Source organism: Desulfitobacterium dehalogenans ATCC 51507 (genome assembly GCF_000243155.2).
Taxonomy (GTDB): Bacteria; Bacillota; Desulfitobacteriia; order Desulfitobacteriales; family Desulfitobacteriaceae; genus Desulfitobacterium; species Desulfitobacterium dehalogenans.
The window spans coordinates 1,581,577-1,596,981 of the sequence record NC_018017.1 but is presented as its reverse complement, the minus strand read 5'-3'; the positions used below and the strand labels follow the sequence as shown (position 1 = coordinate 1,596,981).

Below are 15,405 nucleotides of genomic sequence, written 5' to 3'. Positions count from 1 at the left end.
CTATTTTGTAGATTTAAGGGAGGCTTAACAGTATGGATTTCATTGACAGAATCACCGGAGCTAAATTAAGTCGGCGCTCCTTCATCTTAGCGAGTGCCGCCGCCACAGCCGGCTTATCTCTTACCGGCTGCGGAAGCAGCTTAACCCAGGCCACAGCCGATCAAGCCGCCGGCAAAGAAGGACAATGGATCACCGCCGCCTGCTGGCATAACTGCGGCGGGCGATGTCTTAACAAGGCCTATGTTGTGGATGGTGTGGTTATCCGGCAAAAAACCGACGACACCCACCCGGACAGCCCGGACTATCCTCAACAACGGGCCTGTGTGCGGGGACGGGCTCAACGACAGCAGGTTTTTGGCGCTGACCGTCTGAAGTATCCGATGAAGAGGAAGAACTGGGAACCGGGCGGGGGCAAGAAAGAGCTCCGGGGCCAGGACGAATGGGTGCGGGTATCCTGGGATGAAGCCCTGGATGCCATTGCCGGAGAAATAAAAAGAATCAAAACGGAAAAAGATAACCGATCACTTTTTGCTGATGGCGGCCCCGTCTCCAAGGTTTTGGCCTTATACGGAGGCTATGTGTCCCATTGGGGAACCACATCCCGGGGTAACTGGACTTATACTCCCGATGTTATCGGCTACAGCCCGGAGTCCAATTCAGGGATCAATGACAGGTTGGATATGCGCAACTGTGAAACAGTGATCATGTTTGGCCTCAATCCGGCCTGGAGTTCAGCCGGCAATCCCGCCTATAATTTCCTTCAGGTGAAAAAGGCCGGGGCCGAGTTTATTGCGGTTGATCCTTATTATAACGATACCTATGGCTTACTGGAGGCGGATTGGATTCCCTGCCGGCCCGTTACGGATACAGCACTGCTCCTGGGAGTTGCCTATACTTTACTGGAAGAAGACGATCCGATCCACAATCCTTTAATTGACTGGGAATTCCTGAAAAAGAATACCCTCGGTTTTGATGCTGAGAGTATGCCGGAAGGCACCAATCCCCAGGACAACTTTAAAGATTATGTTCTCGGCACCTATGACGGTGTCCCCAAAAATGCGGAATGGGCTGCCGAAATCAGCGGCGTCGCCCCGGACAGAATCCGCTATCTGGCCCGGGCCATGAACAAGAATAAAAAGGTGGCCATTTTAACCGGCTGGGCCTCTGCCAGAACCCAAAATACGGATAATCTGCCCCAGCTCTTTATGACGATCGGAGCCATGACCGGACATATGGGGAAATCCGGCCATATGTGCGGAATCAGCTGTCACAGCCGCTCCAGTAACGGGGGTGATATGCTGGTAAAACCCGGCTCCAACAAATTGCCTTCCATTAAAAATCCAGTTGACGACAGCTTTAATGATACGGAAATGTGGCGGGCGATTGTTGACGGCAAATATAACTGGACAGGTGATCAGAAGTATTATAAAGGGGAAACACGAGATATCGATATCCGCCTGATTTATCACGACAGCGGTGCGGCCTTGCAATCCAGAGACGGCATGACCAAAGGGATTGAAGCTCACCGCAAAGTGGATTTTGTCGTCAGCCATGGTCAATTTCTGACCACCAATGCCAAGTATTCCGATTTTGTCCTCCCCGTCACCACGGAATGGGAAAAAATCGGCGGCTTTTTGACCGGTAATCGTGAAATGGTGATCATGTATTCCCAAATCACTGAACCCATGTATGAATGCCAAAGTGACGAATGGATTGCCAGAGAACTGGCCAAACGCTTAGGGATCGATCCGGCCCAGGCTTTTCCCATTGATGCCAAACAACAGTTTTTCAATCAAATTGCCGGTGCAACCACCACCCATGAAGACGGGAAAAGCAAAATCCCCATGGTCACCCTCACGGAGGCCGACATTGCCGAATGGGGTGTTCAAGGTAAGCCTCAAGAAGGGCGGATTGGTTTAAAAGAGTTCCAAGAAAAGGGTATTTTCCAAATTGAAAGAAAACCGGGAGATAACTATGGCTTTATTGCCTTTAAAGAATTCAGAGATGACCCGGTAGGCAAACCCCGTCCCAACTCGGCCAGCGGCAAGATGGAAATCTACTCTCAAGTGCTGGGAGATACCATCAATAACCTGGGTTATAGTAAAATCAAGCCCATCCCCACCCACATTCCCCCTGTGGAAGGGTATGAAGCAACCTTTAAAGATTGGCAAACTAAAGCCAAAGGCGACTATCCTTACCAGGTGATTAATCCCCACTACCTCCGCCGTTCTCACACCGTCTTCGATAATGTGCAGTGGCTCAGAGAAACCTGGCCCAATCCAGTCTACATCAGTACCCAGGATGCCAAAGAAAAAGGACTCGCCGATGGAGATACGGTCTTATTGACCAGTCAACACGGCAAAACCCTGCGCACCGCCTGCATTACCGATCGCTTTATGCCTGGAGTCATTGGTCTGCCCCATGGTTCCTGGGTCGATATGGATGAAAAAACCGGTATCGATACCGGAGGAGCGGACAATATTCTCTGCGGCCCTGTCTCCACCGGTCAAGGGGTCTCCGGCTGGAACAGCTGTATCTGCAACATGGAGAAGTACACCGGCGCCTCCCTGATCCCCGATGTGGAAAAGCCTCAACGGATTATTTTTTGAGAAAGGAGCGTGAAGGATGATGAGTCAATACGGATTTTATTTTGATATGACCTCTTGCATCGGCTGCCGCACCTGCCAGGTTTCCTGCAAAGATAAAAACGATCTGAAAGTGGGAACGATCTTCCGTCAGGTCAAAGCGTTTGAAACAGGTTCCTATCCGCAGCCAGGGATTTTTCACTATTCCAGTACCTGCAATCATTGCGAAAGCCCCAAATGTGTCGAGGGCTGTCCCACCCAAGCCCTGCACAAGCTGGAAAACGGCATTGTGGATCACGATAAAGCCAAGTGCATTGGCTGCCGCTACTGTACCTGGAACTGTCCTTACGGGGTCCCCCAATTCATCCCCGAACTGGGACAAATCAGCAAATGCAACATGTGCAAGGATCTCATCGAAACAGGTGAAAACCCTGTCTGCGTGGATGCCTGCCCCATGCGCGCCTTAGAATGGGGAGAATTAGAGGATCTCAGAGCCAAACATGGGGATAGCGTCAAGGAATTACCCTTCCTGCCTGCTTCTGCGGTCACCAAGCCAGCTCTTCTGATTCAAGCCAAAACCATCGCCAAGCAAAACGATTTCAGAGAAAAGGAGATTTAACTATGGGAGAAACCAGTTTATTGATCTTTTCCTTTTGCATGCAAGCCGCAATTGGGATCATGTTCTTTATCACGATCAGCAAGCAGCTTTACAAAGAAAAGACGTTCAAAACGGCTTCCTATGCTGCCGCCGGGTTGAGCATCGTCGGCATTCTTGCCTCCCTGCTGCACCTGGGCAGACCCATGGCTTTCTTGAATTCCCTCTCTCATCTTGGCACCTCCTGGTTAAGCAATGAAGCCCTTTTATGCGGCTTCTTCGCAGGCATCGCCGTCCTCTATGCCCTGGTGCAGCACTTTAAGCCTGGCAATGCCAGCCTGGATCTGCTCCTGCGCTGGGCGGGCAGTCTTGTCGGTCTGGTCGCAGTATTTTCCATGGGTAAACTCTATTCCTCCACCACGGTTCCCATTTGGCAAGGAGCCAATACCTTTATTGATTTCTATACCACGACCCTTGCCATCGGTGCTCTCCTCTTTATCGCCACCAGTCTAAAGGAATTGCACAATGTGGATAAAAAAATCTACGGGGCCATTGTCTTAGCCGCTGTGATCTTCCAAGCAGCTTTTGCCATTCCTCACGCTTTAAATTTAGGCATGGCGGGCATGGCCGCCCAAGCCAGCGCAGCCATCTTAAGCGGCATGACTATGGTCATCGCCCTCAAATGGCTGCTTATCCTGGGTGGAGCGGTGCTCCTCTTTTGGCCGGCCAAGCAAGAGTCCGGCAGCAGCTTTAAAGCCGGAAATGTTTATCTGGCCTGTGCCTGCCTGGTTTTTGGCGAACTGATCGGGCGGTATGTCTTTTACGCAGCGATTGTGACAACGACTATCGGCATAACCTGATCATTAGGTCAAAATCTAAGGGGGATGGGGTGGTTGCCCCTTCCCCCTTAGAGCCTCCAGGCACCTATTATTCTCACCTCACCGACCAGCCCAAACTTTCCTGTTGGATGTTAATTGGAAATCCACCTGTTCAAAATTAATAGGAAGTCTATTCTCCTTCTCAAGATTCCTGCGGTCTGCATGATCTACCGGCCTTTGGGTTCATAATACTATAACGAGTATAAAAACGAAGGAGTGAATAAGTTTGCTTTACTTAATCATCACGCTCCGAATTATATCCGTTATGGCATTGTTCCTGTTTTTGATTTTGAAAACCGGTAGACGCAAGATCGCCGAGCTTCCTATCTATGACTTTATATCGGTCATCGTGATTGCCAGCGTTATCGGCGCTGACATTGCGGAGCCCAATATTCCTCATCTCCCCGTATTGTTTGCGGTGGTACTCATCGTGGCCCTGCAATATCTGGTAAGCTCTCTCTTGATCAACAATAAAAAAATTGCGCGTAAAATCACGTTCGGTCCCACTGTCATTATCCAGAACGGCCAGTTTGTCAAGTCCAACATGAAAAGGCTGAAATACCCCATAGAAAATGTACTGATGGCATTGAGGGAAAAGGATATATTCGACTTAAATGAGGTTGAATACGCTATTGTAGAGGGCAGCGGCAGTATCAGTGTTCTTAAAAAGCCTCAGTTTCTGCCCTTGACTCCTTCAGACATGAAGCTTAAGCCTAATACCAAAGGCCTATCTCTTCCTCTGATTATTGATGGACAGGTCCAGGATAGCAATCTTCAACAACTTAAGCGTGACCGATCCTGGCTCGCTTCACAATTGGATCAGGCCGGTATCCATGATTTCAGTGAGGTGTTTTACGCGGATTGCACTATGGAAGGCCGATTCTTCGTATCAAAAATATTGCAGGCAAAAGACTTCAATGATAACTTCACTTTGTAGTATCGCGTAAACCGCGTGGAGATGCATCCTGCTTCACCCTGCACTACAAAAACCACCTGTCAAGTGATTCTCCGCTCCTTGCGGTCAAAGCGGCTATGCGGAAGCAGTTTTCCTGCCATCCGCCTTTTCTATGTAAAATTGGTGATGGAATAATTCCCCTGTTCCCCGCTTATGGACACACAGGTAACCTCATCATTAGGATCGGTTATATAGCCGGATACAGAACCGCTATAAGGATCACCGTTCAAATCATAGAGCCTGAAATGGATCGCATCCGAAGAATCGATAACCGTTTGCGCATCCCCTGCGTCGACGATTAAATAAGCCAGCACCTGACAACTGCCACCCGAATTAGAGATATCCTCTTCGGTTATGAATCTTCCCTAAGCTATTTTGATGCTGCGGATATCGGCATACTCTGCAGTCGTTCCTATAATGCTGGTGGAGGTATTTCCTGCGCAAGCGGACAGGAAGAACGTAAAAATGCTGCCCATCCTAGTGAGCAGCGTTTTATTTTCTCTTAGGTTATCGTCTATTTGCCGATCTGTATTTTAACATCCTCATTGACGTTTGCGGGCGATCACCGCCAACCGGCCGTTTTCGGTGGAGTATTCGCATGTGGACAGTACCACGAGCTTGTCGCCATATTGAGCCGTCACACCCGTGTCATAAAGAGCGAGTTGTTTAACATTTTGAATATACGAATCAAATTCAGCAGGTGTTCCCACCTTCTCAACCTGATAATATTTAAAGATTTTTTCCGCTTTGCGGTAAACCTTGGAGAGAATCACAGCCACAATCTCATAGTCTGCCGTTTCATAGAGGGTGCTGAATTGGAAGGTGGGATGCTCCTGATAAAAGCGCTCCTCCTTGTACTTCATCAAATCTGCGAACATCATGCCGTTTTTTATATAATGGCCGTGAATCAGTAAAATGTCCCCATCATCTATCTGACAATGAACGTCCAAAAAAGGCAGTCCATGCTTGCTTTCCTTCTTATCAAAATCATGGCTAAGATAGTACTCCCCATCCTGGGGGTTCTGCATGACCGGATAATCAATGACCGTATCCTCAATTTTCAGCCAGCCGACGATATCCGGGTTCCGCCTGTAAAGCTCCTGCAACTTCGAAAGCATGACAGGCTCATCCTCCTTCACCTTCTCGTCAGAAAGCGGGGGTGCCGTCGCACCCCCACCTGTGCCTGATCCTATTGGTGAATCTTCCGGCTGCCTTGCCAACTCTCCCATGTGTTTCCGTGCCTGATAATCCTCCAGGAGATGGCCGGCGGTAGCGGCCAGAGAAAAGACCAACAGAACAAGAGAAAAGGCGATAAGAATCTTTTTTGCTTTGTTCATTTTTTCTTATCACCTTTCCTCGTCTTTAATAGATTAAATCGATCCAATCGGTTAAATGTTGCTTTGCTTCCTGCGGTTTGGCAGACAAATGCCCAATAGGATTAAGGACATCAGCCCCAGAGCCAGATAAAAGCTTAAGGGTGCGCTGTTATCACCTGTTTTCGGAACATCGTCCAATTCGTTGCCGGCAGTACCTTTAGCCGTAAAGCGCAGGGTAGCCATCTCACCAGCTGGGGTAGTGTCCGTTGCCTTGGTCCTGACCTGTACGGTGTGGTTGCCGGGCAGGCTCGGAGGATTGGCCGGGTCATAGGTGTGCCAGCTGCCGCCGTCCACAGAGTATTCCATAGTTGTGTCCATGCCCACCAGGATATTCTTGGTATCGTCGGCCTTTACCTGGGGCGCAGAGGGAGTTTGGGGTGTATTGCCGCTCTCACTGCTGCTGCCATTGTTACCATTGTTACCATTGTTACCACTGTTACCGCTGTTACCACTGTTAGCGTTGTTCCCAGAACCTTTGACAGTGAAGTTAAGAGTGGTTATCTCACCAGCCGGTGTACTGCCCTGAGCCTTCAGTCTGACCCTCACGGTGTGGTTGCCGGACAGATCCGGAAGATTGGCCGGATCATAGGTGCGCCAGCTGCCGCCGTCCACAGAGTATTCCATATCGATGTTCATGCCTACCAGAATATTCCTGGTATCGTCGGCACTGACCTTCGGCGCAGTGGGAACCTGGGGCGTATAGCCGCCGCCAATACCCCCATCGCCGCCTCCGCTGTTGCTTACAGGGGTCATTTGCACATCATAGCGTACGATATCGGTGCCTACTGAGATAGTACCGCTCGTGTAGGTTTCATACCCAGGTTTGGTAACTACCAGATAGTAATCCGTATCCGGGAACACCATGTAGGCATATTCTCCGTTTTCGTCACTGTTTTGACTGGGGCTACCGTTATCGTTAGGTGCAAAACCTGGAATTAAAGGCAAGGTTACTTTCGTACCCGGAGTAATTCCTTTGCCTTGGTTCCGCGGTGTATCCGCATAATAGAGCGTCACTTCTGCACCTTCGATGACCTTACCGGTGACTTTATCTGTAATCGTACCGTAGGGATCAACAAGCTCTTCTGAAATATTCAGTTCGCCGTCTGCCTTGACTTTCAGCTCTGACTTGCTGATGACCAGTTCTTTTCCCGGCTCAACTTCGTAACGCACTTCCATGGTGTAGGTTTGCTCGGTTAAACCAGGGGCCGCAAAGGTACCATACAGCGGATCCAAGGGGAATGCCTTAGGAACGCCGCCTTCCTCAATGTACTTGCCCGTCTCATCCTTTAGGTAGACCTTCAGATTTCCGGCAAACGTCCCCTGTATCATTGAAGACTTTCCATCAGGCTGCTTGAAGAGCACGATACCCACAGCTGTAATCTCTGCCGGAATATCCTTACCCTCTGTAGTCGTACTGCCCTCAGTATCCGCCTTTTGGGTGAAGGGAACAGGCGTTGGAACACCGCCGATGTTTACCATCTTGTTGTAGGTGATGGTGTATTCTTCGTTCCTATTGACTGGGTGGTGGTATACACCGTTTTCATCGGTTGTGATTGTCACTGTTTCCCCGGTTTTTACGTTTTCCACTGTAATTACTGCATTTGGAATCACTTCTCCGGTTGTGTTGTCACGCAGAATACCGAAGAGTGCCGCAGGAGTTGCGATGACCTTCACTTCATTGGATTCCTTATAAGGAACCCCTGAAGGACTTTTAGCCGTGGTGGTCGCGGTGAATGGATATGTCTTCTCGTCTGTATCCATCACCTTATCCGCTTGATATTCCACTTCAGCTTTCCCATCTTTGTCGGTAACTGCTGTGCCTACCACAGTGCCATCCTTGTCTTTGAACGTCACCATTGCACCTATGACCGGTTTGCCACTCTCATCAATAAGGCTGGCAATCAGCTTAGCCGGATGTGCTCCGTCACCAGGTACTTTCGCAACATCTTTCGGGTCACCCGGATCACTGGCCGGCTTTGTTTTAAGCTCAAGGGTCCCTGGCAGCTGACGGTTGTTCTTAAAGGGTGCTTGTGCTTCAACAGCATTCACAATCTTTCCTTCGAACTCCAGCTCTCCTGTGAAGCTCAGCTCTCCCCCCGGGTTGGTTGTGTAGCCGTCGTCGGCGTAACTGGTTTGGCTGACGGTGTAGGTCACGCCGTGAGGAATGTCCTTAACGACGATATACTCATCATGCTTTAGGCTAATTGTGCCGCCTGACGCTATGTTGACAGGTTCGCTGCCGCCATTCTTTGTGTAGGAATAGGTTCCGCCATCACTAAAAGCGATCTTGTATTCAAATTCCTTCCCATTGTCACTACCACTGCCTGTCACAGTGTTGCTTATGCGCAGACTGCCAAACCAATCCCGCGTATTGATAAAGTCCGCTTTATGGTCACCATTATAGACAATGGTTTCTGTGTACTGCAGCTCTGCCGGGTCAGTGATGTGTCCGTCTGTGTTCTCCTCCTGAGTGACGAGATACTTAACCCCCGCCAACAACTTCTCAATAACGAAAGTTGCTCCGTCTTGGAGTTTAAAAGTTATTCTGTCTTTGAGGGTGAAGGTTCCCTTGGTGCCATCCGGGTTTGTATAGGTATAAGTATTATCGTCTTCGTCTTCAACTTCAAAGGTAATGGCGTAGACAAACTCCTTGTTTGTGTCGCCGTTGTTGCCTTTCACGACGTTCTTGACGGTCAGCTTGCCTGCAGCAGGGGTGGGTACAGTCAGCCGATTCTCACTATCTACTTTTACACCGTCTACCCAGATGGGCTTCCCAGGGGTATTTCCTACATATACCTCATAAATTTTTATATTGGGTAGATAAGTATTTTCGTCATAACAAGTTTCTTTTAGCTCGTAATACCCTGGATCTGGGAATATCAGATTGAGTGTTCCGTCAGTCCCAGTTTTTCCTGTTCTAACTTCTGTCCCATCACTCGCCTTATATAATGTGAAGCATACGTTTCCTAGCGGTTTACCATCGGGATCCACCTTTTTCAGTGGCAGCAGAGCATTAGAACCTGAACTGGCGGCTACGTCCGAACTGTCCAGAGTGCTTTCGCTTTTGGCACTGATAGATTTCAGTTTGTCATCACCCATCAGCTTTACCTCGTTGCCCATTTTGTCGCCGGCTTTTGCTTTAGTGGAATCAACTTCCGTCTGGTACACAAACTGGTAGAGCTGATTGGGGTTATTCATCATGAACTTCAGGACTGTAGTGCCACCCTCACCCGGTTCGGCTTCCACTTGCACTTCGCAATTGGGGGCGCTGAGGTTCAGTGTTACGCCCTCTCGTTCCAGAGCACCACTTGGAGTCAGTTTGGCACGATAGACCGCCATACTGGGTAGTGTCAGTACGAGCTTTCCGCTTTCATCCTTGCGTAGGTTCATACCCGCACCCAAGGTATCCTGTAGATAAACATCTTTCGCCATGTTAAATGGCGGAGTATAGTTCACCGTCCACTCCAGCACACCAGGGGCCGGTTTGGTCACTGATTTTCCTAGTGTTTGGATGGGTACAATAACCTTACGCTGTTCGGTGACTACCTTTTCCTCTCCGCCCCATGTCATGTAAAGATCGGCTTTGTTATACAGCACCTGCTTGTTCGTGCCGTTTGTGATATGGTCGTGTAAATATTGCTCCAGGGCCACATTGGATGGTCTTGCCTTGACCAAAATGACATAGGGGCTTTCCAGCTTGGAGAAGGTAAATGTTCCCACGTTTCCGCTATTGGAGAACTCTACCACATGAGCGTTGATGCCTGGCTCAATAAGTGTTTGGGCATCGTTCCTGGTGCCATAGCCGGTGCCGCTGCCATTGTCCGAATAGCCTCTATAAAGCTTATAGGTTTGCCCATCTTCAAAAGGAACGAACTCCCAGTCTTCGGGCAATGTGTCTACCAACCTAATGTCGCTAACTACTCGATTCCCGCCATTCTTTGCAAGTTCCTCTGTGTTATATCCCGGCATATTGATGCCTAAACGGAAGGTGACGGTCTTTGTTGTTCTGTCATAGGCAGAAATCGTCCATGCTTCGTTACTATCATTTGAAATGTAGCTGCCAATGTTATTGGGGGTAAAGTTTTCAGGCGTACCATCTGCCTTCAATGGCTTTGACGCAAAGAGCATATCCTTATTCAGCATGCGAATATGAAGATTAGTTGAATTTTGCGCTGATTTTATGACCTCACCATCAAACAGCAAGGCTCGATTCCATCGTGCTTTATCAGCATTAATGTCCTGTTTAAATAGGAAGGCTGGATTGGTTTCAAGTGCACGGAAGCTGAAGGAAGTAGGTTTATCAGTGTTATATCCGGTCACTTTGATCAAATCTGCCACCACTTCACCATCTACTGTCAAAGGAATGGCCTTCAAGCTCAAGCCAGTGGCATTCGTCACGCCCTTCAAGCTATCCACATGATACTTCTTCCAAAGCTGTGCAGTATTTACATTGGCTTTTATTTTTGCAATGGTTGATGTACTCACTTCTCCAGTTGCATCCACAGCGTTATCCAAGACATTCAGATCTCCGCCATGAATTAATACGTCATATACCACCGCATCCGGCAGGGCATATTGTGGCGTTAGGTTGACGGTCCATGTAACGCTGCCAAGGTTGAAATCCGCCTGTAAAACACTGCCGCTTTTTGTAAAGGCGTGTGCACCGATGGTAACTTCTGCCTCGTCGGTTACCGCTGTGGGTCTGATACCGGTCTTCACATCATTGTATTGTATACCGCCTGGTGTGTCCAATTCCCAATTAGCCCGGGGATCGATTCTAAAACTAGAACCGGCTTTCACCTTCGTTCTAATCACAAGTTGTACTCTACCATTGATATCCCCGAAAGAGTAAACACTGTTTGAATCGGGCTCAATGGATTTTACTTCAGATGCAACACCGTCTACCCATGTTTGCCATGTGGCCGACTCAAGCTCCAGCCCAGCGGGGAGTGCATTTGTGATGGTAAAGTTTTTCAGACCTTTTTTATTATATTTCTGGTTAACATTGATTGTCCATGTGATCTCTTGGTTAGGATGGTCATAGGAGGCACTGGCTTGAATCCAGTCAGGTGCAAAAGAAATCTCTTGACCTGCCTCTACCAACTTAGTACTGCCCTCTTTCAGTTCTACCCTACCAAACATGACTCGATAGCTGCGACCTAGATTGCCCGGCGGGTCCCTGTGCTCATAATAGTAACCTGCCTTTGGAATCCATGTTTTATACTCAACCTTCGGATCCTTACCTGTTCCCTCTGGGAAAGTGTAGCTCAGGCTTCCATCCTCACCAATGGTCGGGGTTACCGCAGTATTGTTTACTTTGAATGAACCTTCTACATAGACACCTTGGACATTGCCACTGTTAGCGCCAAATTTTGTATTATACTCTGTAGGGTTCGTAAAAAACGTCTTCCCGTCCAGTGACAGCTTGATTGTATTATCAAACTGATCGAAAGCAGATACGGTTGACTGCCAAGTAATCGCTCCCTCAACAAATTGTGCGGCTTGAATTCCCCGATAACTATATTGATCCCAATTTACTTGTCCGGGCGAACTCAATGTAATGCTGTATGCTGGCGTAACATCCGAGTTTTTCAGCTGATATGCTGTCCCGAAGATGCTGATAGGCTTTGTATCACCATAGCTCATTCCCGTTACATCCGCATCGGCGGTGGTTTCAAAGCTAAAAGTAACACCTTTTCCGACACCATTAAAAAAGCTATCGTCACCATCAAATACAACCTTGATGCTGGCCGGGGTGAAATAGACAGTGCCAAGCTTTTTCATGCCAGTCTCCGTCATTGCATTCAGGTCTCTGGTAGCTGTCGGCAACACCACTTCCTTGAAGTAGCTCTCACTTGTCAGCTCGATCCAGTCACCCCTCTGAATGTAGTTTTCGGGATTCGCATTCGTCGGATTCGAATCATCACCATTTACGGGCACCTTAAGTCCTTCTGATTTTAGCGTAAATTGCTGCCTACCCTGGATGGTGCCGTTAGGCTCAATACGAACCAAGGGATCTCCCTGCTTCACCTCCAGCGGAAAGGATAAATTAGCAGTCATAAACACCGCGGTTTTATCCCCGGGTACAGCCGCCATAGGCATCGGCAGGGCCATGGGCTGCACCCCTATCGCCCCGGGAGTCGTCACTTCAGACTCTGTCACCTCAAGTCCCGGCTCGCTCCCTTCACCGATCGTTGTTATCCCGGAACCCTCCGGTGCGCCCTGTGCATAGGCTGCTGCTGGATTGAGTGGCAAAGTCTGAAAAACCAGCAACACCGCCAGAAATAAGGCCAGCACAGTTCTATATGCGTTTCGTTTTCGTTTCACTCTGATGCATCCTCCATTCCTCGAAATATCGTTTGCGGATGTCACGCAGAAAACTATATAAGCGCACCATTATATAGTCTTAAACAAGACACCTTCTCTCATAGTATAAATTCTTACTTAAAAGCAACGCTTGAAAAGTCTAAGCCCAAACATCTTTCTAAATGGACAAAAAAAGAAAAAATTATAAAATTAATTTCCTATTTGGAACAGTGACCAGGCCAAAATTATGTATAATTAGAAGGGTATCATACATAAGAATGGGGAACGTGATATGGGAATCGGTATACTATTGGAAGAGCTTATCGATATAGCACAAACCTCTAAAACTGATTTTGCGATAAGCATGAATATGACGCCCAGTGGATTAAGCAAAATCCTGACCGGGAAAAGACTGCCTTTGTTCAGGGAAAAAAGGATCTTCTGCAGGCAAGCTGCTAATTATTTTGCTGAAGCCATCTATGGTCGGGGGTGTTATCTCAAATTCGAAACGATCTTTCCGGTGATCTATGATTTCAGCTCGCACTATGAACTGGAGATGTTTTTGGCCTATGCCATCGAATACGAATTGGATAAAGTTTTATCCACAGAGAACAACATCAATCTGGATTACCCGGAAAGAGAATTCGGTTTCCTGGGCAAGAAAACGATTCTGAATATGTTTTGTGTGATTGTTTCAGATGCCATCGTCGATAAGGGCGCCGATCCTTTAGAGTTTTACAGCACCCTGCCTCTGTTCAACCGCTATTACTCCGATATCTTCCAGCGCATCAAAATAGTAACCTCTAAAAAACGCAAGAACATCTCCTTCAATCACTTGTTTAATATGTCATCTCTTGAGACCACCTACGACGCTTCCTACAGTAATGTTCTTTTTCCTCTTGTCGCAGCCCAGCAGTATGTTGATTTGAATTTATGGCAAATCAACAAAGAAATTGATTCCTCCTTTTTATTAATGAAGGGACAATTTCTCCTGCTGTTCAGTATTCAGATTGATGGAACACCTCTTATGGTAGTGATCACTCATAAAGGTTATTTAGCTTCTTTTTTTAATTCCCTGATGAAGAAGGACGTTAAAAAAATCAGTTACAGCAGAAAAGAAGCCATTGCCGCCTTAGAGGCCAATTCGCCCCTCTCTGACCGGCTGATCAATACCCCCATCGATGCTGTCTATAATTTTATATCCATCGGCTATTTAGTTGAAAAGCGGGATTTGGAAACTATGGAAGGCCATGAACTCGTCAAAGAGAAGATCTTGAAGCTTTTTAAGAATATCCTTGTCAAAGAAACTACTTTTTTCGTCACACTGGATGCCATGATGAGTATTTTCGCTACAGGTAAAGCCATCGTCCCCCTCATGGGCGCCGTGGATATTGCACCTGAACAACGTGTTTCCTATCTCCAGCGCTTTGATTCCTATATAAACGAGGAAAGTCGTGATAAAATCAAGATTGTGAACAGCGAACAGCCTAAAGTCGCCGTGCTCTGTTCACAAGGATTAAGCCTGATTTACTGGATTGATCATGACTATGAGTCCGAGAAAATTTATTGTTTTGAAACGGATGTGATCAATAACCTCCTGGACCGCGAAGTGGCTGGGAGTACTTTGTCCATCATGGATTTCAGCCCTGAATTATGGCAATCTTATCTTGACGAGTTATTAAAGACCAAACTACATAACCTGTGATACACTCATGAGGTGAAACAATGATGTATTTAGATCAGTTTACCTTTCCCGACGGGGACAGGGAGTTTGGCTTCTTCCTGGACAATGTCAAACGAACCTGTTACGACTCCTATTATCCTTTTCAGGTCCTTCCGGGACGGGGGCTGGAAAGACTTGATTTCGATCCCATCACCATTTTATATGGAGGAAACGGCTCAGGAAAATCAACCCTCTTAAATGTGATTGCCGAAAAAGCGGGAATTCCCCGGGATTCCATCTATAACAAATCCAATTTCTTCCCCGACTATGTCACTATGTGTGGGATGGAGCTTAAAACTGCCCTCCCGGCAAACAGCCGGATTATTACCAGCGATGATGTCTTTGACTATATGCTCAATATACGCAACTTAAATGAAGGAATTGACCGGAAACGGGAAGAGCTTTTTGGCGACTATCTGGAAGCGAAATATTCCCAGTTTCAATTAAAATCCCTGGCAGACTACGAGCAGTTGAAAAGAGTAAACAATGCCCGGTTTAAGACTCAGTCCCGTTTTGTCAGAAGTGAATTGATGGATAATGCCCGTGAATATTCCAACGGGGAAAATGCCTTCCGCTATTTCACAGAAAAAATAGAGGAAAAGGGCCTTTATCTACTGGATGAGCCTGAAAACAGCCTTTCCCCAAAACGTCAGCTGGAATTAATGAAGTTTATTGAAGACTCGGCACGGTTTTGGCAATGCCAGTTTATTATCGCTACCCATTCCCCCTTTCTCCTTGCCCTGAGGGAAGCCAAAATCTATGATCTTGATGAAAATCCCGTGACTGTAAAACGATGGACAGAGTTGGAAAATGTCCGCATCTACTATGATTTTTTCAAAGGACATCAAAACGAATTTTAATCCTAATGGCGCACTAAGCGAAATCTCCTGCAAGCCAATGCTCACAGGAGATTTTTTGTATAAAGAAAACATCTACCGGCAAATCCGGCAGATGCAATGATCATTTCGATATTCTTTTCCCGGTCAG

General features: G+C 47.5%; 9 protein-coding genes. 6 read left to right on the top strand and 3 right to left on the bottom strand.

The window, feature by feature from the left end; genetic code table 11:
• The first annotated feature begins 32 nt into the window (after window positions 1-32).
• The 4 genes from DESDE_RS07745 (at window position 33) to DESDE_RS07730 (ending at window position 4,995) form a co-directional block, all read left to right on the top strand.
• A complete protein-coding gene (locus tag DESDE_RS07745) occupies window positions 33-2,609 on the top strand; it encodes a molybdopterin-dependent oxidoreductase (RefSeq protein ID WP_014793483.1) in 2,577 nt (858 codons plus the stop codon).
• Window positions 2,610-2,628: 19 nt separating this feature from the next.
• Window positions 2,629-3,204, top strand: coding sequence for a 4Fe-4S dicluster domain-containing protein (locus DESDE_RS07740; RefSeq protein WP_041917367.1), 576 nt, complete (start codon window positions 2,629-2,631; stop codon window positions 3,202-3,204).
• Window positions 3,205-3,206: 2 nt separating this feature from the next.
• Window positions 3,207-4,040: a dimethyl sulfoxide reductase anchor subunit family protein gene (locus DESDE_RS07735; protein ID WP_014793481.1), complete on the top strand. Its 834-nt coding sequence runs from the start codon at window positions 3,207-3,209 to the stop codon at window positions 4,038-4,040.
• Between the two features lie 244 nt (window positions 4,041-4,284).
• Window positions 4,285-4,995 (top strand): DUF421 domain-containing protein, encoded by a 711-nt coding sequence (locus DESDE_RS07730; RefSeq protein ID WP_014793480.1) that lies wholly within the window; start codon window positions 4,285-4,287, stop codon window positions 4,993-4,995.
• Between the two features lie 128 nt (window positions 4,996-5,123).
• Here DESDE_RS07730 and DESDE_RS07725 read toward each other — a convergent pair whose 3' ends face one another.
• From DESDE_RS07725 to DESDE_RS07715, 3 genes are all read right to left on the bottom strand, one after another.
• Window positions 5,124-5,327, bottom strand: coding sequence for a hypothetical protein (locus DESDE_RS07725; RefSeq protein ID WP_014793479.1), 204 nt, complete (start codon window positions 5,325-5,327; stop codon window positions 5,124-5,126).
• A 228-nt stretch (window positions 5,328-5,555) separates the two neighbouring features.
• Window positions 5,556-6,350: a class B sortase gene (locus tag DESDE_RS07720; protein ID WP_014793478.1), complete on the bottom strand. Its 795-nt coding sequence runs from the start codon at window positions 6,348-6,350 to the stop codon at window positions 5,556-5,558.
• A gap of 51 nt (window positions 6,351-6,401) precedes the next feature.
• Window positions 6,402-12,716 (bottom strand): DUF4073 domain-containing protein, encoded by a 6,315-nt coding sequence (locus DESDE_RS07715; protein ID WP_014793477.1) that lies wholly within the window; start codon window positions 12,714-12,716, stop codon window positions 6,402-6,404.
• 271 nt (window positions 12,717-12,987) lie between these two features.
• Between DESDE_RS07715 and DESDE_RS07710 the strand changes: the two genes are divergently transcribed.
• Window positions 12,988-14,400, top strand: coding sequence for a hypothetical protein (locus tag DESDE_RS07710; protein WP_014793476.1), 1,413 nt, complete (start codon window positions 12,988-12,990; stop codon window positions 14,398-14,400).
• Between the two features lie 20 nt (window positions 14,401-14,420).
• A complete protein-coding gene (locus DESDE_RS07705) occupies window positions 14,421-15,278 on the top strand; it encodes an AAA family ATPase (RefSeq protein WP_014793475.1) in 858 nt (285 codons plus the stop codon).
• Window positions 15,279-15,405: the final 127 nt, after the last annotated feature.